At 61.1% G+C, this 20,686-nt stretch carries 18 protein-coding genes and 1 pseudogene; 10 read left to right on the forward strand and 9 right to left on the reverse strand.

Annotation, left to right across the window (positions count from 1 at the left end):
• The first annotated feature begins 147 nt into the window (after nucleotides 1-147).
• The gene (locus tag GSQ77_RS18790) at nucleotides 148-762 is read left to right on the forward strand and encodes a glutathione S-transferase family protein (protein WP_174246468.1); all 615 of its coding nucleotides are present in this window, start codon (nucleotides 148-150) and stop codon (nucleotides 760-762) included.
• A gap of 106 nt (nucleotides 763-868) precedes the next feature.
• Here the strand turns inward: GSQ77_RS18790 and GSQ77_RS18795 are convergent, their stop codons facing one another.
• The 3 genes and pseudogenes from GSQ77_RS18795 to GSQ77_RS18805 form a co-directional block, all read right to left on the reverse strand.
• Nucleotides 869-2,458, reverse strand: coding sequence for an FMN-binding glutamate synthase family protein (locus tag GSQ77_RS18795; protein WP_158904305.1), 1,590 nt, complete (start codon nucleotides 2,456-2,458; stop codon nucleotides 869-871).
• An 88-nt stretch (nucleotides 2,459-2,546) separates the two neighbouring features.
• Nucleotides 2,547-3,629, reverse strand: a pseudogene (gene mnmA / locus GSQ77_RS18800) (tRNA 2-thiouridine(34) synthase MnmA); the annotation flags it as partial.
• A gap of 18 nt (nucleotides 3,630-3,647) precedes the next feature.
• Nucleotides 3,648-4,157, reverse strand: coding sequence for an NUDIX hydrolase (locus tag GSQ77_RS18805; RefSeq protein ID WP_158904307.1), 510 nt, complete (start codon nucleotides 4,155-4,157; stop codon nucleotides 3,648-3,650).
• A 241-nt stretch (nucleotides 4,158-4,398) separates the two neighbouring features.
• Here GSQ77_RS18805 and GSQ77_RS18810 point away from each other — a divergent pair, with 241 nt between their 5' ends.
• The 4 genes from GSQ77_RS18810 (at nucleotide 4,399) to GSQ77_RS18825 (ending at nucleotide 8,936) form a co-directional block, all read left to right on the forward strand.
• Complete coding sequence (locus tag GSQ77_RS18810; RefSeq protein WP_158904308.1) at nucleotides 4,399-5,532, forward strand: Re/Si-specific NAD(P)(+) transhydrogenase subunit alpha; 1,134 nt, start codon at nucleotides 4,399-4,401, stop codon at nucleotides 5,530-5,532.
• A gap of 153 nt (nucleotides 5,533-5,685) precedes the next feature.
• Nucleotides 5,686-6,015, forward strand: a complete 330-nt coding sequence (locus GSQ77_RS18815; RefSeq protein WP_158904309.1) for an NAD(P) transhydrogenase subunit alpha — start codon at nucleotides 5,686-5,688, stop codon at nucleotides 6,013-6,015.
• Nucleotides 6,016-7,446, forward strand: a complete 1,431-nt coding sequence (locus GSQ77_RS18820; RefSeq protein WP_158904310.1) for an NAD(P)(+) transhydrogenase (Re/Si-specific) subunit beta — start codon at nucleotides 6,016-6,018, stop codon at nucleotides 7,444-7,446.
• A 374-nt stretch (nucleotides 7,447-7,820) separates the two neighbouring features.
• The gene (locus tag GSQ77_RS18825; RefSeq protein ID WP_158904311.1) at nucleotides 7,821-8,936 is read left to right on the forward strand and encodes a histidine decarboxylase; all 1,116 of its coding nucleotides are present in this window, start codon (nucleotides 7,821-7,823) and stop codon (nucleotides 8,934-8,936) included.
• Between the two features lie 91 nt (nucleotides 8,937-9,027).
• On the opposite strand, the gene GSQ77_RS18830 is transcribed toward GSQ77_RS18825, so the two are convergent.
• The 5 genes from GSQ77_RS18830 to GSQ77_RS18850 all read right to left on the reverse strand — a co-directional run bounded on the left by GSQ77_RS18830 (nucleotide 9,028) and on the right by GSQ77_RS18850 (nucleotide 14,212).
• Complete coding sequence (locus GSQ77_RS18830) at nucleotides 9,028-10,314, reverse strand: class I SAM-dependent RNA methyltransferase (RefSeq protein ID WP_158904312.1); 1,287 nt, start codon at nucleotides 10,312-10,314, stop codon at nucleotides 9,028-9,030.
• A gap of 161 nt (nucleotides 10,315-10,475) precedes the next feature.
• On the reverse strand, nucleotides 10,476-11,180 hold the full coding sequence (locus GSQ77_RS18835) for a membrane integrity-associated transporter subunit PqiC (protein ID WP_158904313.1): 705 nt from the start codon (nucleotides 11,178-11,180) through the stop codon (nucleotides 10,476-10,478).
• Between the two features lie 38 nt (nucleotides 11,181-11,218).
• Nucleotides 11,219-12,871: an intermembrane transport protein PqiB gene (locus GSQ77_RS18840; RefSeq protein WP_158904314.1), complete on the reverse strand. Its 1,653-nt coding sequence runs from the start codon at nucleotides 12,869-12,871 to the stop codon at nucleotides 11,219-11,221.
• Nucleotides 12,864-13,520 carry a paraquat-inducible protein A gene (locus tag GSQ77_RS18845; RefSeq protein WP_158904315.1) on the reverse strand — a complete coding sequence of 219 codons (657 nt, stop codon included), beginning with the start codon at nucleotides 13,518-13,520 and terminating at the stop codon, nucleotides 12,864-12,866. Before GSQ77_RS18845 ends, GSQ77_RS18840 begins: the two co-directional genes overlap by 8 nt.
• The gene (locus tag GSQ77_RS18850) at nucleotides 13,517-14,212 is read right to left on the reverse strand and encodes a paraquat-inducible protein A (protein WP_158904316.1); all 696 of its coding nucleotides are present in this window, start codon (nucleotides 14,210-14,212) and stop codon (nucleotides 13,517-13,519) included. The genes GSQ77_RS18845 and GSQ77_RS18850 overlap by 4 nt, the downstream gene beginning before the upstream one ends.
• A 281-nt stretch (nucleotides 14,213-14,493) precedes the next feature.
• On the opposite strand from GSQ77_RS18850, the gene GSQ77_RS18855 reads away from it, so the two are divergent.
• Entirely contained in the window at nucleotides 14,494-15,153 is a 660-nt protein-coding gene (locus GSQ77_RS18855; protein WP_158904317.1) for a YceI family protein, read from the forward strand.
• A gap of 134 nt (nucleotides 15,154-15,287) precedes the next feature.
• Nucleotides 15,288-16,043 carry a DeoR/GlpR family DNA-binding transcription regulator gene (locus GSQ77_RS18860; protein ID WP_158904318.1) on the forward strand — a complete coding sequence of 252 codons (756 nt, stop codon included), beginning with the start codon at nucleotides 15,288-15,290 and terminating at the stop codon, nucleotides 16,041-16,043.
• On the opposite strand, the gene GSQ77_RS18865 is transcribed toward GSQ77_RS18860, so the two are convergent.
• Nucleotides 16,033-17,169 carry a 2-aminoethylphosphonate--pyruvate transaminase gene (locus GSQ77_RS18865; RefSeq protein WP_158904319.1) on the reverse strand — a complete coding sequence of 379 codons (1,137 nt, stop codon included), beginning with the start codon at nucleotides 17,167-17,169 and terminating at the stop codon, nucleotides 16,033-16,035. The two genes, GSQ77_RS18860 and GSQ77_RS18865, sit on opposite strands and share 11 nt — an antisense overlap.
• 275 nt (nucleotides 17,170-17,444) lie before the next feature.
• Here GSQ77_RS18865 and phnS point away from each other — a divergent pair, with 275 nt between their 5' ends.
• The 3 genes from phnS (at nucleotide 17,445) to GSQ77_RS18880 (ending at nucleotide 20,630) form a co-directional block, all read left to right on the forward strand.
• Nucleotides 17,445-18,509 carry a 2-aminoethylphosphonate ABC transporter substrate-binding protein gene (phnS, locus tag GSQ77_RS18870; protein WP_254067698.1) on the forward strand — a complete coding sequence of 355 codons (1,065 nt, stop codon included), beginning with the start codon at nucleotides 17,445-17,447 and terminating at the stop codon, nucleotides 18,507-18,509.
• Nucleotides 18,510-18,676: 167 nt separating this feature from the next.
• Nucleotides 18,677-19,711 (forward strand): ABC transporter ATP-binding protein, encoded by a 1,035-nt coding sequence (locus GSQ77_RS18875; protein WP_254067800.1) that lies wholly within the window; start codon nucleotides 18,677-18,679, stop codon nucleotides 19,709-19,711.
• The gene (locus tag GSQ77_RS18880; protein ID WP_254067699.1) at nucleotides 19,704-20,630 is read left to right on the forward strand and encodes a 2-aminoethylphosphonate ABC transporter permease subunit; all 927 of its coding nucleotides are present in this window, start codon (nucleotides 19,704-19,706) and stop codon (nucleotides 20,628-20,630) included. Before GSQ77_RS18875 ends, GSQ77_RS18880 begins: the two co-directional genes overlap by 8 nt.
• The last annotated feature ends 56 nt before the right edge of the window (nucleotides 20,631-20,686 follow it).

Genomic DNA, 20,686 nt, shown 5'->3' on the forward strand with positions numbered 1-20,686 from the left:
GCCCGCACGGTGAGATTCTTATCGGTGAGTAATTTTCTTCAGATGTTGTAATACGGACACAGAGCATCATCCATTCAGTCTAATATTGATGCGAGCCGTTTTACCATCTCGTTAAAAGGTTTGTTAGTTCGCTTGGAAAATAGGGTAATGATGAAATTGATCGGATCGCTCGCAAGTCCTTACGTGCGCAAAGTGCGGATCGTGATGGCCGAAAAAAAGGTCGAGTATCACCTGCAGCTGGAAGACGTCTGGGCCGATGACACGACGATTAGGGATTTCAACCCGCTGGGTAAGATACCCTGCTTGTTGCTTGAAGACGGCGAGGCCGTATTTGATTCGCGCGTGATCAGCGAATATCTCGACACGCTCACGCCGGTGGGTAAGCTGATACCCCCGTCGGGCCGCGAACGTGTGGAAGTGCGTTGCTGGGAAGCGCTTTGCGACGGCGTGATCGACGCCGGCATGCTGATCCAGCAGGAAAATAGCATGCGCGCGAGCGCGGAACGCAGCGCGGCATGGGTCGCGCGGCAGCGTCGCAAGGTCGTGGACGGGTTAGCCGCAATCGCTCATGGTCTTGCTGAAAAGCCGTGGTGTGCGAGTAATCACCTCACACTGGCCGACATTTCGGTGTGTTGCGCGCTGGGTTGGCTCGCGCTTAATCTGCCCGAGATCGATTGGCGAACCGATTACCCCAACCTCGATCGCCACTACGAAAAACTGATGCAACGTCAGTCGTTTGCCGATACCGCGCCGCAACTGTAGGCGGGTTGCATTCGAACAGCACTACGAACCCGTAGAGGTGTAAGGGCGCCTGACGCAATCGCAATCATCAGGGCGCCCGCAATCCGCTTCGTGCTCGCTTCGTACGTTAGACGGCGAAACTATCGGCACGCGCGAGCGGCCACCATTTCTCGTAGAGCTGGAAACGATAATTGCCGGTGAGCAGGTCGCCGGGTTCGAGGTATTTCAGCAGGTCCGACATCAGCCGTACTTCATACGACGAAATCCGTCGCACGATGTGATGCGCGCGCAGCTCCGAAGGGCTGTGCAGGCCGGCGGCTTGCACGAGCTCTTGCAACGCGTGCAACGTATTGCGGTGGAAGCTCGCGACGCGCTCGGATTTATCGGGCACCACGAGCGCGCGCTGGCGCACCGGATCCTGAGTGGTGACACCGGTCGGGCAGCGTCCCGAGTGGCAGGTCTGTGCCTGGATGCAGCCCAGTGCAAACATGAAGCCGCGCGCGGCATTGACCCAGTCGGCGCCGATCGCCAGCGTGCGTGCGATATCGAACGCCGTGATGATCTTGCCGCTCGCGCCCAGGCGTATCTTGTCCCGCAGATTCAAGCCGACCAGCGTGTTGTGGACCAGCAGCAGGCCTTCCTGCAACGGCACGCCTACATGGTCGGTGAATTCGAGTGGGGCTGCGCCCGTGCCGCCTTCGGCGCCATCGACCACGATGAAGTCGGGCAGGATGCCAGTCTCCAGCATGGCCTTGGCGATGCCGAAAAATTCCCAGGGATGACCGATGCACAGCTTGAATCCGGTCGGCTTGCCCCCGGACAGCGTGCGCAAGCGTTCGACAAATTCGAGCAGTCCGCGCGGTGTTGAAAATTCGGAATGGGTGGCCGGAGAGATGCAATCCTGACCCATGGGCACGCCACGCGTTTGCGCAATCTCGGCGGTGATCTTGGCCGATGGCAACACGCCGCCATGGCCGGGCTTGGCGCCCTGCGACAGCTTGATCTCGATCATCTTGATCTGTGGCGACTTGGCTTGGCTTGCAAATTTCTCCGGATCGAAACGGCCATCGTCGCGCCGGCAACCAAAATAACCGGACGCCACTTCCCAGATGATGTCGCCGCCATGTTCGCGGTGATACTGCGAGATCGATCCTTCGCCCGTGTCGTGGGCAAAATTCCCTTTCTTGGCACCGAGGTTGAGCGCGCGGATTGCATTGGCCGACATCGAGCCGAAGCTCATCGCGGAGATGTTGAAGATCGATAACGAATAGGGCTGAGCGCGCTGCGCACCCACGACGATGCGGAAATCGTGGTGCTGCAGGTGAGTGGGCGCTAGCGAGTGGCTGATCCACTCATGGTCGATCGCCTTGACATCCACTTCGGTGCCGAACGGACGGCTGTCGACATCGTTCTTGGAGCGCTGATAAACGATACTGCGCTGCGCACGCGAAAACGGCTTTTCGTCGGTATCGCCTTCGACAAAATACTGACGGATTTCCGGGCGGATAAACTCGAAAATAAAGCGCATATGCCCCCACAGCGGGTAATTGCGCAAAATCGAATGACCGCTCTGACGCAGATCGTAGGCGCCCAGCAGGACGAGCAACAGCGGCGGCAAGAGCCACGGCCAACTGAGTTGATGGCGGCCGTCGAGGACGGCCACGACAGCGAGCAAGACAAGGCTAAACCAGACCGCTATAAAGCGTCGCGAGAACATCGGGGACTCCAATCGTGAGAGCAGCGCGTGGCGGTTTTTTTTAGACCGCCGCCATTGTAACTTCGTCATGCGACGCTTCTGTGCCAGTAATGATTCCGCCGCCCAGACAAACATCGCCATCGTAAAGCACGGCTGATTGACCGGGCGTAACGGCCCACTGCGCTGATTCGAACGCGAGTTCGAAGTGGCCGGGGCGTACGTCCTGCGCCATGGTGAAACGGCACGGTGCGTCGCTTTGCCGATAACGCGTCTTGGCGGCGCATTGCAATCCGTCCACTGGCGGCTCACCGGCAACCCAACTGGTGTTTTCGCTATCCAGCACATGGCTGAGCAACCACGGATGGTCATGCCCCTGCACGACATACAGCGTATTGGCAGCGATGTCCTTGGCCGCGGCAAACCACGGTTCGCCGCTACTGTCGCGGCTACCCCCGAGGCCTATGCCCTTGCGTTGCCCGAGCGTATAAAACGCCAGCCCGATATGTTCGCCGACGATCCGGCCATCCGGCGTTTTCATCGGCCCCGGTTGAGTGGGCAGATAGCGGTTTAGAAAATCGCGAAACGGCCGCTCGCCGATAAAGCAGATTCCGGTCGAATCCTTTTTCTTCGCGTTTGGCAAACCGATGCGCTCGGCAATCGCCCGCACTTCGGTTTTCGGCATGCCGCCCAACGGAAAAATCGTCCGCGACAATTGTTGCTGATTGAGCCGGTGCAGGAAGTAGCTCTGATCCTTGCTCAGATCGGCGGCCTTGAGCAACTGAAAGCGGCCGTCGGTATCCTGTTGCACGCGCGCGTAGTGCCCGGTTGCGATGGTCTGCGCGCCCAGTTCCACGGCGTGATCGAGGAAGGCCTTGAATTTGATTTCTGCATTGCACAGCACGTCGGGGTTCGGCGTGCGGCCGGCCGCATATTCCCGCAGGAATTCGGCAAACACGCGATCTTTATATTCGGCGGCAAAATTGACCGCTTCCACATCGATGCCGATCAGGTCGGCCACCGAGACGACGTCGATCCAGTCCTGCCGCGTTGAGCAGTACTCGCTATCGTCATCGTCTTCCCAGTTCTTCATGAACAGACCGACCACATCGTAGCCCTGTTCCTTGAGCAGCCACGCGGTCACCGACGAATCGACGCCTCCGGACATGCCCACTACGACGCGTTGTTTTTTCATAGTCTTAAAAGCTTTCCACTATTGCCTGGGTGATGACTTCGGGGCCGACGGGCGCGGGGCGCCGACTGACTCCGTATGTATCAGATCGAGCGCAAAGCGCCGTCCCGCCAGATAGTCTTCGACGCACTGCATGACCAATGGCGTGCGATGACGCTGCGGGCATGCACGCAATTCGTCGGCGCTTAACCACAACGTGCGTACGATGTCCGCGTCCAGCGCACGCGCCGGGTGGCCTACGCCCACGTCGCCGCAAAAGGTGAAGCGCAGATACGTCACGTCGTCCTGGCCCGGTCGCGCAAAATGCGTCATATAGACGCCTACCAGCGCCGTCGGGGCAAAATCATGCGCCGTTTCCTCGAGCGTTTCGCGGCTCACGGCCTGCGCGAGCGTTTCGCCGGCCTCCAGATGGCCGGCTGGCTGGTTAAGGCGCAAGCCATCGACGGTCTGTTCCTCGACCAGCAGGAAGCGGCCGGATTTTTCGATCACGGCGGCGACCGTGACGTGAGGTGTCCAGATCTCTGATTTCATTGCCTGCCCGTGTCAAAGCGCGTCAAATGACCGGGCGTATTGTACCGCTGACGCGGATCAGCCGCTTTTTAGCCGACGCCATGCGCGAAAAGGCGCTCAGCGCCTGAGCAGCTTAATGCGCAGGCCTCATGAGTACTGTTCTATCCCGTTTTTTCCAGTTAGGGTAAGCTCACACCTCGCCGGCAATTTGCTAAGCCCTGGCGGCCGGTTTCGATCTTAATCAGCGTATTGGGAGATTCACATGCATATCGGAGTACCTGCAGAGACGCGGCCCGGGGAGGCGCGGGTAGCCGCGACCCCGGAGACCGTCAAGAAATTCGTCGCGCAGGGCCATCGCGTGACGGTGCAACAAGGCGCGGGAGCCGGCGCATACTTCACCGACGAAGCCTATGGTGCCGCGGGTGCCGAGCTGGTAACGGCCGAGGTGGCGCTGGGTGCGCAGATCGTGCTCAAGGTGCATGCACCGAGCCCGGCTGAGCTGCGCAGTTGCAAAGCCGACAGCGTGCTGATCGGCATGCTCAATCCGTTCGACCAGGAAAACATCGCGCGCATGGCGCAAGCCGGCCTGATCGCTTTCTCGCTAGAAGCCGCGCCGCGTACGACGCGCGCGCAAAGTCTCGATGTGCTGTCATCGCAGGCCAATATCGCTGGCTATCGCGCCGTGCTGATGGCAGCAGGCCTGTACCAACGCTTTATGCCCATGCTCATGACCGCCGCGGGTACCGTCAAGGCGGCACGCGTGCTGGTACTGGGCGCGGGGGTGGCTGGCCTGCAAGCGATTGCGACGGCCAAACGCCTGGGCGCGGTGGTCGAGGCGTCCGATGTGCGACCGGCCGTGAAAGAACAGATCGAATCGCTGGGCGCGAAGTTTGTCGACGTCCCGTTCGAAACCCAGGAAGAGCGCGACGCTGCCGAAGGCGTGGGCGGTTATGCCCGTCCCATGCCGCAGAGCTGGCTGACCCGCCAATCTGCATTGGTGCACGAACGTGCCAAACAGGCCGATATCGTGATCGCCACCGCGCTGATTCCGGGGCGTCCCGCACCGATGCTGCTTAGCGAAGACGCCGTCAAGGCGATGAAGCCCGGTTCGGTGATCGTTGACCTGGCGGCTGGGCGCGGCGCCAACGGCGGCGGCAACTGCCCGCTGACCGAAGCCGACAAGACGGTGACCAAGTACGATGTGCAGATCGTCGGCCACACCAATCTGCCCTCGACCGTGGCGACCGATGCGTCGGCGTTGTACGCACGCAACCTGCTCGACTTCATGAAGCTTATCGTGGACAAGGAAGGCCAGCGCGTCATCGACATGCAGGACGACATTGTGGCGGCGACGTTGTTGTGCCGCGACGGCCAGGTGCTGCGCGCGGCAAGCTAGGGCGCTCAAGACGAGGCCAATGCATCGACTAATGCGTCGACTAATGCATCGTTAGAGCGGGAGGGGGGCGCAGATAAGGCCTAGCCAAAGCGCACTCACCCCGGCGCATTCGAACCTATTTTTTTGCTTAATTCCGGATTCAAGGAGACTGCGATGGATATCATCAGTCATACCACGATCAATCTGATCATCTTTGTGCTGGCGATCTACGTCGGCTACCACGTTGTATGGACCGTCACCCCGGCCCTGCATACCCCGCTGATGGCGGTTACCAATGCGATCTCGGCAATCGTGATCGTGGGCGCGATGCTTGCGGCCGCGCTGACCGTGGGCGATACCGGCAAGGTGTTCGGCACGCTGGCGGTGGGGCTGGCTGCGGTGAACGTGTTCGGCGGCTTTTTAGTGACTAGGCGAATGCTGGAAATGTTCAAGAAGAAAGAGCCCAAGGCCAAGGTGGCCCAAGCGGCGGCGGGGGAGGCATAAATGAGTCTTAACCTCGTCACGCTGTTATACCTGGTCGCGTCGGTGTGTTTCATCCAGGCGCTCAAAGGCCTGTCGCATCCCAAGACCGCTCGTCGGGGCAACGTGTTCGGCATGGCCGGGATGGCCTTGGCGATCCTCACTACGCTCGCGCTGATCTATAAACAGGCGCAAGGCGACATTGGCCTGGGCTTGGGCCTCCTGCTGGCCGCGCTGGTGGTGGGCGGCTCGATCGGCGCGGTGGTGGCGCGTCGGGTTGAAATGACCAAGATGCCCGAGCTGGTGGCGGCGATGCACTCGCTGATCGGTCTGGCCGCGGTGTGTATCGCCTATGCGGTGGTGTCGGAGCCGTCGGCGTTCGGCCTGGCTGCGGTAGGCGAAGCGCTGCCGTACGGCAACCGCATCGAGCTGTTCATCGGCACCTTCGTGGGCGCGATCACATTCTCGGGCTCGATCATTGCGTTCGGCAAGCTCTCGGGCAAATACAAGTTCCGCTTGTTCCAGGGCGCGCCCGTGACCTATCCGGGTCAGCATTGGTTCAACCTGGCGTTGGCGCTGGCGATGGTCGGTTTCGGCATCGGCTTCTACCTCACGCAAAGCTGGACACCGTTTATTGTGATGACGGCGATCGCCTTTGTGCTTGGCGTGCTGATCATCATCCCGATCGGTGGCGCGGACATGCCGGTGGTGGTGTCGATGCTGAACTCGTACTCGGGATGGGCGGCGGCCGGCATCGGCTTCTCGCTGAACAACCCGATGCTGATCATCTCGGGTTCGCTGGTGGGCTCGTCGGGTGCGATCCTGTCGTACATCATGTGCACGGCGATGAACCGCTCGTTCATCAACGTGCTGTTGGGCGGTTTCGGCAACGACCCGAGCGCGGCGTCGGGACCGGCCAAGGAGCAGCGGCCGGTGAAATCGGGCTCGCCCGATGACGCGGCGTTCATGCTCTCCAATGCCGAGTCGGTGGTGATCATTCCGGGCTACGGGTTGGCGGTGGCACGCGCGCAGCACGCACTCAAGGAACTGGCCGAGAAGCTCACCGAGAAGGGCATCCAGGTGCGCTACGGGATCCACCCGGTGGCGGGACGCATGCCAGGGCACATGAACGTGCTGTTGGCGGAAGCCGAAGTGCCATACGACCAGGTGTTCGAGATGGATGACATCAACTCGGAGTTTGGCCAGGTCGATGTGGTGCTGGTGCTGGGCGCCAACGACGTGGTGAACCCGGCGGCCAAGACCGATCCGAAATCGATCATTGCGGGTATGCCGATTCTGGAAGCGTACAAGGCGCGCACGATCATCGTGAACAAGCGTTCGATGGCGGCCGGTTATGCCGGGCTCGATAACGAACTGTTCTACATGGACAAGACGATGATGGTGTTTGGCGATGCCAAGAAGGTCATCGAAGATATGGGCAAGGCGATCGAGTAGCGGTGGCGTTACGGTGTAACGATAAAGCGAGGCGAGGCAAGGGGATTGCGCCTCGCGATAGCAGAATCGGCCACTGAGTCTGAGCTATGAGTCCGATGCCGTTCAGTCAAGAGCTGAACGGCATTTTTTCGTCCGTGAAAATTAATTAGTATGGCTAAATTCATAAGAATCCGTATCGGTGCAAGAGTGCCGCATAGTCCGTGGCCGCCGCCGTTCCGGGCCTCAGTCGAAAATGTCTGATTTTCACAGTTCCACAACGGCGACGGCGATTTCACGCCTATAAAGGTGCGTGAATATCCACCGCGAGAAAGGACGTCATGGACCACCACACCGAACAACGCCCGTGGCGAGGTAAGGCCGCTCAGCGAAGCAGCATGAATCGCTTGATAGAAGAGCGCTTCAAAAACTACCTCGATGAATTGAATACCCGAAACGGATACTCCCTCGGGTATCCCATGGCCAAAGATTTCAGCTATGACTTCCTCGTGGATTTCCTCGGCCTTCCGCTCAATAACCTCGGCGATCCCTATATTGCAGGGCACTACGGCATTAACACCAAAACATTCGAACGTGAGGTCATCGAGTTCTTCGCTGCGCATTTTCGCGCTCCGCCCGATGATTATTGGGGATATGTCACGACGGGCGGTACCGAAGGCAATTTCTTCAGTCTTGCGATCGCACGTGAACTCTACCCGGACGCCGTCGTTTTATTCTCAACGGCAACGCACTACAGCGTGCCGAAAAGCTGCCACTTGCTGCGCATGGAATTCCAGACGGTCGCGGTGCAGTCGAACGATGAAATCGACTACGCCGATCTGAGGGCACGCATCGGCACGCTAGGTACGCGCGCTATCATCGTAGTAGCGAATATCGGCACCACGATGGCCGAGGCTAAAGACGACGTGAAGCGGATTCGGACACTGTTGCATGAAGCCGGGGTCGAACGGCATTTTATTCACTCGGATGCGGCCTTATGCGGCGCTTTCCTGCACCTCAGTGAGTATCAAGGCGGTTTCGATCTGGCAGATGGCGCGGACAGTGTCGCGATCAGCGGTCACAAGTTCATCGGGGCGCCCATGCCTTGTGGTGTCGTGATCACCCGCAGGAGTTTGAGCGAAAAAGCGCGTCGCGAAGTGTCCTACATCGGCGGCACGGATTCGACCTTGGGGGGATCGCGTAACGCGTTGACGGTGCTATGCCTTTGGTATGCGATCCATCAACTGGGCGTAGTGGGCCTGGCGAGCCGCTTTAGGGATGCAGAAGCCAAAGCACGCATGTTGCAAGTCGCCTTACGCGACGCGGGAATCCCTGCTTGGCGCAATCCCCACGCATTGACTGTTGTGTTCCCGCCGGCGCCCCCCGAAGTCCAGAAAAAATGGCAACTCGCCACCGACGAACGCTATTCGCATCTGATCGTGATGCCCAATACCCCGGCGCCCGCGCTGGACGAATTCGTCGCCGATATGCGCCGCTGTGCAAAGTGCGAGTAGCCGGCGCGTGACTGGGTTGGCCAACCCCGTTGGTTGACCCTGTTACCCAACCGAGTTGCCCACCCTGCGCCCGTAAGGGCTCCGCTCAAACTCAGGCCGGCGTATCGCCGCTCACTGCCGGGCGCTGCCGCACCGAACCGGCGATCAGATCGAACTTGAACAATCGGCATTCCAACGCACCGTTGAAGAGCGGTGTTTTGAGCGCCTCGCGCAAACGCAACTGGCCCGGCAGCGTACGATCTGTGGTCAGAATAAACGCCTGCCATCCGGTGAAACGCTGCTTGAGCGCGTCGCCGAAGGCCTTGAAAAACGCCGCGTCGGTCTGATCCGTCTGAGTCCGGTGAAAGCCCTGGTCGTCGTCGCCCGGCAGTTCGTCGCGGTGAATTTCCTGACGCAACTCGCCGCGCGGCCCACGGATCTCGATACGCTCGCCATACGGCGGATTCGCAATCAGGATGCCGGGCGTGCTCGACGGCGCCACCATGTCGCGCGCATCAAGTTGCTTGAGCGCGAAGGCGGGCACGCCGGCGCGTTCGAGATTGCTGCGCGCCTTGATCAGCATGTCGCCGGAGATATCACTGCCGTAAATGCCGAGATCGGTGCTCGCGCCCTGAGCCGCACGGTGGGCTTCAAGCGCGGCCGCCTTGAGCGGCTTCCATGCATCGCGGTCATAGCGCTTGAATTTCTCGAAGCCAAATTGGCGGTGCGTACCCGGCGCGATGCCTAGCGCCATCTGCGCCGCTTCGGCGATGAACGTGCCGCTACCGCACATCGGATCGTATAGCGCCGTGCCTGGTTTCCAGCCGGTGAGGCGCAAGATCCCTGCGGCGAGATTTTCCCGCAGCGGGGCGGCGCCCTTGTCCAGACGCCAGCCGCGCTTGAACAGCGGATCCCCGGAGGTATCGAGGTACAGCGTGCAGTCGGTGGCCGTCAGAAACGCATAAACGCGCACGTCCGGGTTTGCCGTGTCGATGTCGGGGCGGTCGCCGCTTTTCTCGCGCAGGCGGTCGCAAATCGCGTCCTTGACCCGCAGCGTGACGAATTCGAGGCTGCGTAGCGGCGATTTGATCGCCGTCACATCGACCCGCAGCGTTTTGCTATGGTCGAACCAATGTTCCCACGGCTGTTCCAGCGCGAGCGCGAAAATATCGTCTTCCGAGCGGTAGCCGCGCTTGCCGATTTTCATCATCACCCGGCTGGCAACGCGCGAATGCAAGTTGGCCGCCATGATGGCCGGCCAACCGCCGCTGAAATGGACGCCGCCGGGCACGCTGGCGCCGACCTTCAGCGGCACTTGGGCGGCGAGTTCACGGAGTTCGTCGGAGAGCGGCGCTTCGAGGCCGCGCGGGCAAGGCGCAAATAATTCAAATGAGGACATGGGCGGGCGCAGAGAGGCTGCAGCGTATCGCAGCGTATCGATGCGGATGCCATCGATACGCAAACGAGCTTACGCAGATTAGGGATTACGAACCGCTGAACACGCGCGCAGGGCGCAGCACGCTCAGCCGGCGCCAAACCCGTATTGTACGCGGCCCGCGCTCAGTGATCGGCCGGGCACGCCGGCAGATTCACGGTTTTACTGTCCGCCGGCAATCGTTGGAGGCTACGCACTGCCATGCCGATCTGTAGTGCGAGGCCGGCCAGCACCTGCCGGTGGCTGGCGACGAGCGCGTCGTAGCCGTCGCCTGCCGGCGCGCTTAGTGCGCTACGGCAGGTCAGCGTCAGCGATTGCGGCAGGCGCGTGACGCTCCACACCGCCTCGAGCGAGGCGTGGTTGCCCAGCACCGACTCGAAGCGCTGCACATTGACCGCCACGCGATATACCGTCTGCGTCGGCTCGTGCGTCGAGCGGTACACGTCCACCGCGGGCAAGGCGTGCGTCAGATCCCCGGAGAGTGCCTGTCCGATCTCGTCGCCCAGCGGTTGCGACCAGCGGCGCTGCTCCAGCACGTCGACCTGACCCGGTCCGGTGCCGAGCACCATTTGCGGCCGCTGGAGTTGCGGCGGGATGCTGGCTGGCAAGACTTCGATAAGCAGCGGGCTTGCATACGTCTGCGAACCGGCGTTCACCACCGGGGAAACCGTCGCCGTCGCGGAGCCGCTCGCATTGCCGCCACCGGTCAGCGTATAAAAATAGGTGGGCTGCGAGCTGGCGCACGCGGCCAGCGTCAGCAGCGCGCCAGCGCTAACCAGACGCCTGCACGGCGTAGGCCAGCCGATCACGCTTGATTTGCGTGGTTTCATGGGTTTTTGTGAGGCGCAGCCGCCGCCGTCGCGATAACTCATTGTTTGTCTCCCTGATTACCGCGCAGTAACGATTCCGGATGGCGTTCAAGATAGTCCGCCAACGAGTTGAGCGATTGCAAGGTGCGGTTAAGCTGCTCCAGCGCCTGCTGCAGATTGTTCTGCAGCGGCGAATCCTGGCTCAATGCCTGTTGGGCCGCGCCGAACGTCTTCTTGGCTTGCTCAAGCGTGTCTTTGGCCTCCGGCGCCACCTGCGTATCGAGTTGACTGAACAAACTGTTCGCGCTCTTCAACGCGGTGTTCAGGTTGTTGCCGATCTGGTCGAACGGCACCTTGTCGAGTTTCTTCGCAATATCTTCGACCTGGTTTTGCAACTGATCGAGCGTATTGGCTTCGGTCGGCAGCTCAATGGGCAGCTTGTTCAGGTCGAGCTTGGCCGGTGCCGCTTTCGGGAAATAGTCGAGCGCGATATAAAGCTGTCCGGTCAACAGATTGCCGGTGCGCAACTGGGCGCGCAGACCATGTTGAACCAGCGAAGCCAGCAGCGCACCGTTCTGGGTCGGCGAGGCGTCACGTATGCGCGCGGCGAAGTGCGCGCCAAGCCGATTCGGATAGAGCAGCACCGTGACCGGCATCTTGAAACGCTGCGTCGGCTCGTCGTAATCGAGTCCGATGGACTGCACTTCACCGACTTCCACGCCGCGGAAATCGAGCGATGCACCCGGCGACAGCCCGCGCAGCGATTGGTTGAAGTTGAATACGATCGTGACCGGTTGACCGTCCGGCACGCGCATTGCATCGCTGCGGCTGGTAGCCAGACCAAACGAGTAATCGTCCGGCGCCGGGGCCCCCAGCGTTTCGGCGGGTGCGGTCTGGAACGCGATACCGCCGATCAGCACTGCCGCGAGCGACTGGGTGTTGAGCTTGATGCCGTTGGAATCGATCTGTAAATCGACGCCGCTGGCATGCCAGAAGCGCGTGTTGACCCCCACATAGTGATCGTAGGGCGCATCGACAAACACGCGCAGGGTCACCCCGTTGCCGTCTTTATCGAGATTGAACGCGACCACCTGCCCGACCTGAATGCGGCGGAAAAACACCGGCGAGCCGATATCGAGCGAGCCCAGGTTGTCGGTATGCAGCACATATTGATGGCCCTTCTGGTCGCCGGTGACGGCCGGCGGCGTTTCGAGCCCGTTGAAATCCTGGCGCTCGTCGTGGGACTTGCCCGCGTCAGCGCCGATGTAGGTGCCGGACAACAAGGTATTCAGGCCCGACACGCCGCTCAATGCCACACGCGGGCGCACCACCCAGAAGCGGGTGTCGGTGACGGCAAAGCCTTCGGCCGCCTTGGTCAACTCGACTTTGACCACCACGTGCGAAAGATCGTGGCTCAGCGTTACGCCCTTGACGTCGCCAATGTCGACGTTCTTGTATTTGACCTTGGTTTTACCGGGCTCGATGCCTTCCGCGCTACCGAACGTGATGCTGATGGTCGGGCCGGTCTTCAATATCTCCTGCGCCACGAGCGACAGCCCGATCAGCGCAGCGATGATCGGGATAAGCCATACCAGCGACGGCAGCCAGCGCCGCATCGGGCGCACCACCGGTTCGGAAACATCGCCGTCGATCGGCGGCGAACCGTCGGGTTTAGTATTCTCGCCCGGTGAGTTCGGGTCTTTTTCAGTCATAGTGAGATCCAGTGTGTTTGATCGGGTCCCAGATCAGACGAGGGTCGAAGGTCATCGAAGCCATCATGGTGAGCACCACCACGCAGGCAAAAGCCACGGCACCGCTGCCAGGGGTGATCACGGCAAGGGATTGGAAATTGACTAGCGTCACGGTGAGCGTGATCACAAATATGTCCAGCATCGACCAGCGGCCGATTTTCTCAACCAGCCGGTAGAGCCGCGTGCGTTGCCGCGGGCGCCATTGCGAGCGCAACTGCGAGCTGACCACCAGCAAGACCAGCACCACGAGTTTGAGCATGGGCACCAGGATACTGGCAACGAACACGATGCAGGCGAGCGGCCATTCGCCATCCTGCCAGAAATAAATGATGCCGCTCATGATCGTGTTGTCCTGCGAGCCGAGAATCGAGCTCGTATGCATGATAGGCAGCAGGTTGGCCGGGATATAGAGCAGCGCCGCCGCGATCAGCAGCGCCCAGGTGCGCGTCACGCTGTCGGGGTGCCGCACATGCAAGGGGGCGCCGCAGCGCCTGCAGCGTGGAGGGGTCGCGGATGCGCCCGACGTGCCCCCCGATGCGCGCGGCGGATTCACCAGCCCGCAGGTATGGCACGCCTGCAGGCCCGCTTTGCGTGCCGTGACGTATTTCATGGGCGTGCCGTCCGCTTGCGGGCAGCATGCGCCGGCCGGCTAGCGGTGGGCTTACGGCGTGCGGGCTTACGGCGAGCAGGCGCGGCCTCAGGCAGCGCTTGCGCGATTTCCCACAATTGCCGCAAGTCGAACGCCATGATCAGTGCAAGCAAAAAGGTCACGGTTCCGAAGGCGAACAAGGCAGCCTCCGGAATCACGCGCGCCAAGTCGGATAGCTTGACCAGCGTGACCAGCACGCCCAGCATGAATACTTCGATCATGCACCATGGCCGGATCGCCTGGATCGTGCGCAGTACGGGCGCGTAGTACTGCGGTCGACGCCCGCGACACATCGGAACGATCAGCCACAGCATCGCCAGTACTTCGAACAGCGGCAGCACGACGGTCGACGCCAGCACGATCGCGGCGACCAGCGGTTCGCCGTCGCTCCACAAATGCCCTACCGCGCCGATGAGCGTGGTGCGCGTGGAAAAGCCACTGGTCTGGAGTTCGACGATCGGAAAGCCGTTGGCGATGCCCAATGTGATCAGTGTCGTCAACAGCAATGCGAGGATGCGCTCCAGTTTGCCGGAGGACTGGCTGTAGAGCACAGCATCGCAGCGCGAGCAGCGCGCGCTCGACAAGCGTGAAAGCGCCACCTTGCTATGCAGGGCGTCGCATTCCGGGCAGGCGATCAGCGTGTCTGTATCCATCGAGTCATTTCAGCAAAAAGAGGGCATTGCCAGTCGGCGGTACTGGGCGCGAGCGGGGCACGAGCGAGCGATCCGCGCAGCGCACTCGCATGGTATCAAAGCGTCGCAATCCTGTACGGATCGATCGACTCGGGGCAGCGCGTTCTTGTCGTCGATTGCGCCAATAGCATAGAAGCGGCGACAGAGATTGGCACAGACATTGGAAGCAGCGCGAGCTTCGGGTACGATCACACCCGTCGACATTCGGGCGGTGACCCGAAACGTCCTACTGAGGCTTGCGCATGCATCTGCTGTCCGTTCTACCCCGACATCTGGCTCGGTTTCTGTTAATAAGTTCACTACTGGCTGGCGGATGGGCGCACGCGGCGTCCGACGTACAAGCCACGCCGGGGCTCGACGCAGAAGCGCTCGATTTCGCCAAAAGTTCGATCCGCGCCACGTTTTCGCGCGGTAAACCGCGTTGCACCGGGGTTTTCAGGCATTTTTCAGGCGATGTCCGCTTCGATCCGAGTCGTCTCGGTGCGGCGCATGCCACGTTCACCATCGAGGTTGCCAGTATCGACTTGGGGCAATCTGCGTTGAATCAGGCCGCACGCAGCCGCGACTGGCTGGACGTAGAGCAGTTTCCAGACGCGACCTTCGTTTCCGACGCCATCGTTTCGGCCGGTGGCGGCAAATATAGCGTGCTGGGCAAACTGACTTTACGCGGTAAAACCCGCAATGTCGTGCTGCCGATCAGCTACACGCAGACGGCGACGGGCAGCGTGTTCGATGGCGTGTTACCGATACGCCGTTTGCAGTTCGGCGTGGGGCAGGGCGCCGACGCCGAGCCGCTGGGGATCGCGGACGGGGTGATCATCCGTTTTCATATCGTGACGCGCCTGCCGCCCTCAAATACCGACAGCACCGATAATGCCGGCCCCGAGCGCGACACGCATTAATCATGCGCTTGCCATGTGGAATCGTCGACCTCACCGGATAGCAAATTTCGATATCGCAACATCGTATAAACTCGTGCGCAGTGGCGCTTCGGCATCCGGCCTTTTTTCGATCCCGTACTTTCCAGAATCGATGCATGCTCGCAGAACAACGGCAACACTACATTCTTGAAAAAATAAGCCACGATGGCGCGCTATCGATCAGCGAGCTGGTCGAGCAACTGGCCGTGTCGCGCGAGACCATACGCCGCGATCTCAACCTGCTCGCCACACGCGGGCTGTTGCTGATGACGCACGGCGGCGCATTGGCCGCCAGCCATCGCGAACCCGATGTCGATGTTCGCGAAACCTCGAATGCGGAGGCCAAACACCAGATCGGCCTGCGCGCGGCGCAACTGGTGCCGGACGGCGCCTCGCTGATCATCGATTCCGGCAGCACCACGCTGGCGCTGGCGCGCTCTCTACTGGAGCGGCGCCGCTTGACGATTTATACCAACGACCTGCGCATCAGCCTGCTGTTGGGGCGCCGTAACGAGAACCAGGTGACCTTGCTGGGCGGCGAGCTGTCCGATAACGAGGATGCCACCTTCGGGCTCGATACCCTGCATCAGCTCACGCAGTATCACGCCGACATCGCGTTCATCGGTGCCGGCGGCATCACCGCCGACGCTTACCTGACCGACTACACCAGACCGGCCGCCGAGCTGCGCGGCAGCATGATCCGCGCAGCCAGCGTGGCTGTGGTGCTTGCCGACTGTTCGAAGTTCGGACGCACCGCGCCGGTGCGGATTTCACATTTTTCTCAAGTGCGCTATGTCATCAGCGAGCGCAAACCCGATGCGAAATTTCGCAAAAGTCTACTCGCGCGCGGGCCTGAGCTGATCATCGCTTGATCTCGGCGGACGCGGCCGGCATTGAAATGCCCATGCGCGTGAGCGCGATACCGATGGCATCGACCGCTTGCCGCATCTCGCGGTGATCGATTGCGCCTATGCAGCCCACCCGGAACGTCTCGACCTGGGTCAGCTTGCCCGGATACAGGATATAGCCGGCCTCGCGCACCAGATCGTAAAACAGCTTGAACTGATAGGCCCGGTCGGCCGGCGCATGAAACGTGACGATCACCGGTGCTTGGTGCGCCGCCGTCAGGTAGGGTTTGAAGCCCAAAGCGCGCATGGCGCCGGTCAGCGTGTCGCAATTGCGCTGGTAGCGCGCGCCGCGCGCGGCCTGACCGCCTTCGGCCAGAAATTGGTCGAGCGCCGCACGCAACGCGGCGACCACATGCGTGGGCGGCGTGTAACGCCACTGCGTGGTTTTTTGCATGTAGACATATTGATCGTGCAGGTCGAGTGCCAATGAGTGGCAGCGTCCCGTCGCCGCTTCCAGCACGCGCTTGCGCACCAGAACAAAGCCCATGCCGGGCACCCCTTCAAGACATTTGCCGCTCGCCGAGATAAGCGCATCGAACGGGGTGGTGCGCGTATCGATCGGCAACGCGCCCAATGAGCTCATTGCATCGACAATCAAGCCCACGCCACGTCGTGCGCACACGGTGGCAATCTCGTCGAGCGGATTGAGCAGACCCGTACTGGTCTCCAAATGAACCTGCGCCACATGGGTGATGGCCGGGTCGCGTTCGAGCTGGGCTTCCAGCGCACTCGCACTGACCGGTTCATTGTCGGCCAGCGGCAACTCACAATAGTCGCGACCGAGAATCTGCAAGATCTTGACGATGCGCGTGCAGTAGGCGCCGTTGTTCGGCACCAGGACTTTCCCCTCGCGCGGCACCAGTGTGCCCAGCGCCGCCTCGACGGCAAACGTGCCGCTACCTTGCAAGGGCACGCAGACGTAGTCGTCACCGCCGTTCACCAGATTGACCAAATCGTGGCATACGCTGGCAGTGAGCTGGTTGAACCGGGCGTCCCATGACCCCCAGTCGCGCAACATCGCCTGGCGCGTTGCGGGCGAGGTCGTCAAAGGCCCCGGTGTGAGCAGGATGGGTTCATTCCTCAATATCACCGTCTTCTCCTCTTCGGCTTGGCCACAGGCTGCGCGGATGGACTGTCGTCGTCCGCCGTGCGCCGCGGTAAATCAAAGTATAGAAGCGCAGTGTAGTTGCGATTTGTGTCAAAAATTGTCATTAGTTGGCGTTTATTGGCGTTTCACGGATTTGACACAAAAGTCTGCGATTCTGCGCAGGTTCGCCGTCGGCCGAATTTGCCGTGCGTTCGCCGTGTCCCCGCCATCGAGCAGTTCGGGGACCCGCCTGACACCTACCGGATGTGGAGATCATGATGAAAGGTTTGAATCGAGTCTTGAAAGCAGCCGTCACGCTTGCCGTGCTGCAATGTTTTGCATCCGCCGCACACGCTGCCGACGCCGTGGTGCTGTACACCGCCGACGGCCTGGAAGGTCTTTACAAGGACGTGCTGCCGGCGTTCGAGAAGAAAGAAGGCATCAAGGTCAATATCGTTACCGCCGGTAGCGGCGAAGTGGTGAACCGCGCCACCATCGAAAAAGATTCGCCCAAGGCCGACGTGATCGTCACGCTGCCGCCGTTTATCCAGCAGGCTGCGCAAGGCGGCGTGTTGCAGAACTATCAGAGCGTCGAGTACAAGAATGTGCCGGCGATCGCCAAATCCGCTGACGGGAGCTGGGCGACGTTCGTGAACAATTATTTCTCGTTCGCGGTCAATCCGGACGTGGTTAAGACCCGTCCGAAAACCTTCGCCGATTTGCTGAGCCCGCAATTTAGCGGCAAGGTGGCTTACTCGAATCCGGCGACCGCTGGCGACGGCATGGCTGTGATTATCCTGACCACTTCGTTGATGGGTGACGACGCCGCGTTCAAATATCTGGCGCAGCTCGAACAAAGCGTGAAGTTTCACACCAAAGGCACCGGTTACCTCGACGTGCTGTTGTCGCGCAATGAAATCTCGGTCGCCAACGGCGACGTGCAGATGGATCTCGACGATGCACAAAACGGTGGTCTGACGCTCGCGCCGGTATTTCTCGCAGCGAAGGCCGGCGAAGCACCTTCGACTTTCCAACTGCCCTACGCGATCGGCCTGATCAAGAACGGTCCGAACCAGGCGGCCGGCAAGAAGCTGATCGATTACCTGATGTCCAAGCCTGTGCAGTCCAAGGTGCCGGATAGCTTCGGTTTGCCGGGTCGCACCGACATCGCATTGACCGGCAAGAACGGTGGCGCATTGAAGCAGGCAGTGGCCGGCGTCAAGGTGATCCCGGTCGACTGGACCCAGGTGATGGCGAAGAAGGCCGACTGGACGCAGCGCTGGAAAAACGAAGTGATTGCCGATTCGGGCAAGAAACTGGACGTGGTCAAGCCGGCGCAATAAGCGCGGGGGCGTTCCTCATCAAGCGCGGGGGCGTTCCTCGTCAAGCGCGGGGACGTCCCACTCGTAACTAAAATCCAAGCTCACGCGCGTCTGATCGCGATCAGGAAGTTTCAGTGAATTCTCTACCTCTCGCCGTCAAGTCCCAGGCCGATGCGGCCGTTTCCGAAGTGGGCGGCGAGGGCGTGCAAATCGAGAATCTGACGGTGCGCTTTGCTGGGCGTACCGTGCTGGACAACCTGAGCCTGTCGATCAAGCGCGGCGAGTTACTGACCGTATTGGGGCGCAGCGGCTGTGGCAAGACCACGCTGCTGCGTTTTATCGCCGGCTTCGTCGAAGCCCACAGCGGGCGGCTCTCGATCGCGGGGCGCGACCTGAGCGCAACGCCGCCGCATCAACGCAACCTGGGTTTGCTGTTCCAGAGCTATGCGTTGTTTCCACACCTGAGCGTGTTCGAAAACGTGGCCTTCGGTTTGCGCGCGAGGCGCATCGGCAGCAGCGAGGTAAGCCGGCGCGTCGCGGGTGCGCTCAAGCTGGTGCAACTGGGCGACGCGGGACACCTATTGCCGGCGGCACTCTCCGGCGGCATGCAGCAGCGCGTTGCATTGGCACGCGCGCTCGTGATCGAGCCCGACGTGCTGTTGCTTGACGAGCCACTGTCTGCGCTCGACGCCAATTTACGCGCCTCGGTGCGCTCCGAACTCAAGGCTTTACATGAACGGTTGCCCGACCTGACCATCGTGTGCGTTACGCACGACCAGGACGACGCACTGGTGCTATCCGACCGCACCTTGTTGATGCGTGAAGGCCGCATTGCCCAGCTTGGCACGCCACAACAGCTTTACGACGAACCCGACGACGCATTTGTCGCGCGTTACCTCGGGCCCGCCAATCTTCTGCCGTTCCGCCTGGTATTCCCGCGCGAAGCGCATGCGCGCGACTACGAGCAACTGGTGTGTTTGCGGCCCGAGCGCTTGACGATAGGACCCTTGGGCAGCGGCCAACTGCACGGCGTGGTCGCAGCGGTGGATTGGTACGGATCGACCACCACGGTGCAAGTCGCTCTCGATGCGCTGCCCGGCGAATTGATTCAGGTTTCTCAATCGCGCGGGCAGACCCAGCCCCCGGAAAAAGGCGCGCGCATATCGCTCAGTTACGAAGAGGGCGATGCGGTGATCACCCGAGCGGAAGCGGCTCGTGCATAAGGCTCCTGCGCAAGAAATGCATTCGCTGGGAGCGACCGGGGCGCACGCCGCTGCGCATGCCATTTCGCTTAGTGCTGAAGTGGTGGCACGCAAGCGACGCCGTGCTTTGCTGACGAATCTGAATTTGGCGGCGATTCTGGTTGTGGTGCTGGGCCCGCTGATCATTTACCCGTTGCTGCGCCTGGTTTGGCTCAGTGTCGATGGCGCACATGGGCTGAGCCTGCAGACCTATCAAACCTTTTTTTCCAATCCCGAAACGCGCGGGGTACTGGGCACTACGCTCATGATCCTGGGGGCGAGCGCCGGTGCCGCTTCGATCCTGGGCGTGACGCTCGCGGCATTGCTGTTCTTCAAGCCGTTTCCGGGCGCTCGGCTACTCACTCGTTTTCTCGAACTGTTCGTCGCGTTCCCGTCTTTTCTGGTCGCCTTTACGCTGATCTTTTTATACGGCTCGCAAGGCTCGATCGGCATCGCCTTGCAGCAGCTTTTCGGGCTCGAAGCGCCGCCGTTCAATTTCCTGTTCGGTCCCGGCGGCGTCATTCTGGCCGAAGTGATTTTCTATACGCCTTTCGTGGTGCGGCCGACGCTGGCCTCATTCGCCACGCTGGATATGCGCTTGCTCGAAGCGGCGCGCAGCCTGGGCGCGGGTCTTCCGATGGTGGCCTTGCGCGTGGTGTTGCCGATCGCCTGGCCGGGGATCGCTGCCGGAGTGATCCTGTGCTTCTTGATGACGCTCAATGAATTCGGGATCTTGCTGGTGCTAGGCAGCGCGCATTTGGTGACCTTGCCCGTTGCGATCTACGCGTCGGCCACCGTGGACCTCGATTTGCCGACCGCCGCCGCGGGTGCAGTCGTGATGCTGTGCATGTCGCTCGCGCTCTATGCCGTGTATCGGCGCCTTAACCGCCGCAGGGGCTAACCGATATGGACATGCAGCTTGCGCCCGTACCGCAAAAACCTTCGCCCCAACCCTCG

Origin of the sequence: Burkholderia sp. L27(2015) (genome assembly GCF_009765705.1) — a bacterium.
Taxonomy (GTDB): domain Bacteria; phylum Pseudomonadota; class Gammaproteobacteria; order Burkholderiales; family Burkholderiaceae; genus LMUX01.

Coding starts and splice junctions, on each gene's coding strand:
- GSQ77_RS18790 (WP_174246468.1), top strand. CDS start 148: ATGATGAAATTGATCGGATCGCTCGCAAGTCCTTACGTGCGCAAAGTG.
- GSQ77_RS18795 (WP_158904305.1), bottom strand. CDS start 2,458: ATGTTCTCGCGACGCTTTATAGCGGTCTGGTTTAGCCTTGTCTTGCTC.
- GSQ77_RS18805 (WP_158904307.1), bottom strand. CDS start 4,157: ATGAAATCAGAGATCTGGACACCTCACGTCACGGTCGCCGCCGTGATC.
- GSQ77_RS18810 (WP_158904308.1), top strand. CDS start 4,399: ATGCATATCGGAGTACCTGCAGAGACGCGGCCCGGGGAGGCGCGGGTA.
- GSQ77_RS18815 (WP_158904309.1), top strand. CDS start 5,686: ATGGATATCATCAGTCATACCACGATCAATCTGATCATCTTTGTGCTG.
- GSQ77_RS18820 (WP_158904310.1), top strand. CDS start 6,016: ATGAGTCTTAACCTCGTCACGCTGTTATACCTGGTCGCGTCGGTGTGT.
- GSQ77_RS18825 (WP_158904311.1), top strand. CDS start 7,821: ATGAATCGCTTGATAGAAGAGCGCTTCAAAAACTACCTCGATGAATTG.
- GSQ77_RS18830 (WP_158904312.1), bottom strand. CDS start 10,314: ATGTCCTCATTTGAATTATTTGCGCCTTGCCCGCGCGGCCTCGAAGCG.
- GSQ77_RS18835 (WP_158904313.1), bottom strand. CDS start 11,180: ATGAAACCACGCAAATCAAGCGTGATCGGCTGGCCTACGCCGTGCAGG.
- GSQ77_RS18840 (WP_158904314.1), bottom strand. CDS start 12,871: ATGACTGAAAAAGACCCGAACTCACCGGGCGAGAATACTAAACCCGAC.
- GSQ77_RS18845 (WP_158904315.1), bottom strand. CDS start 13,520: ATGAAATACGTCACGGCACGCAAAGCGGGCCTGCAGGCGTGCCATACC.
- GSQ77_RS18850 (WP_158904316.1), bottom strand. CDS start 14,212: ATGGATACAGACACGCTGATCGCCTGCCCGGAATGCGACGCCCTGCAT.
- GSQ77_RS18855 (WP_158904317.1), top strand. CDS start 14,494: ATGCATCTGCTGTCCGTTCTACCCCGACATCTGGCTCGGTTTCTGTTA.
- GSQ77_RS18860 (WP_158904318.1), top strand. CDS start 15,288: ATGCTCGCAGAACAACGGCAACACTACATTCTTGAAAAAATAAGCCAC.
- phnS (WP_254067698.1), top strand. CDS start 17,445: ATGAAAGGTTTGAATCGAGTCTTGAAAGCAGCCGTCACGCTTGCCGTG.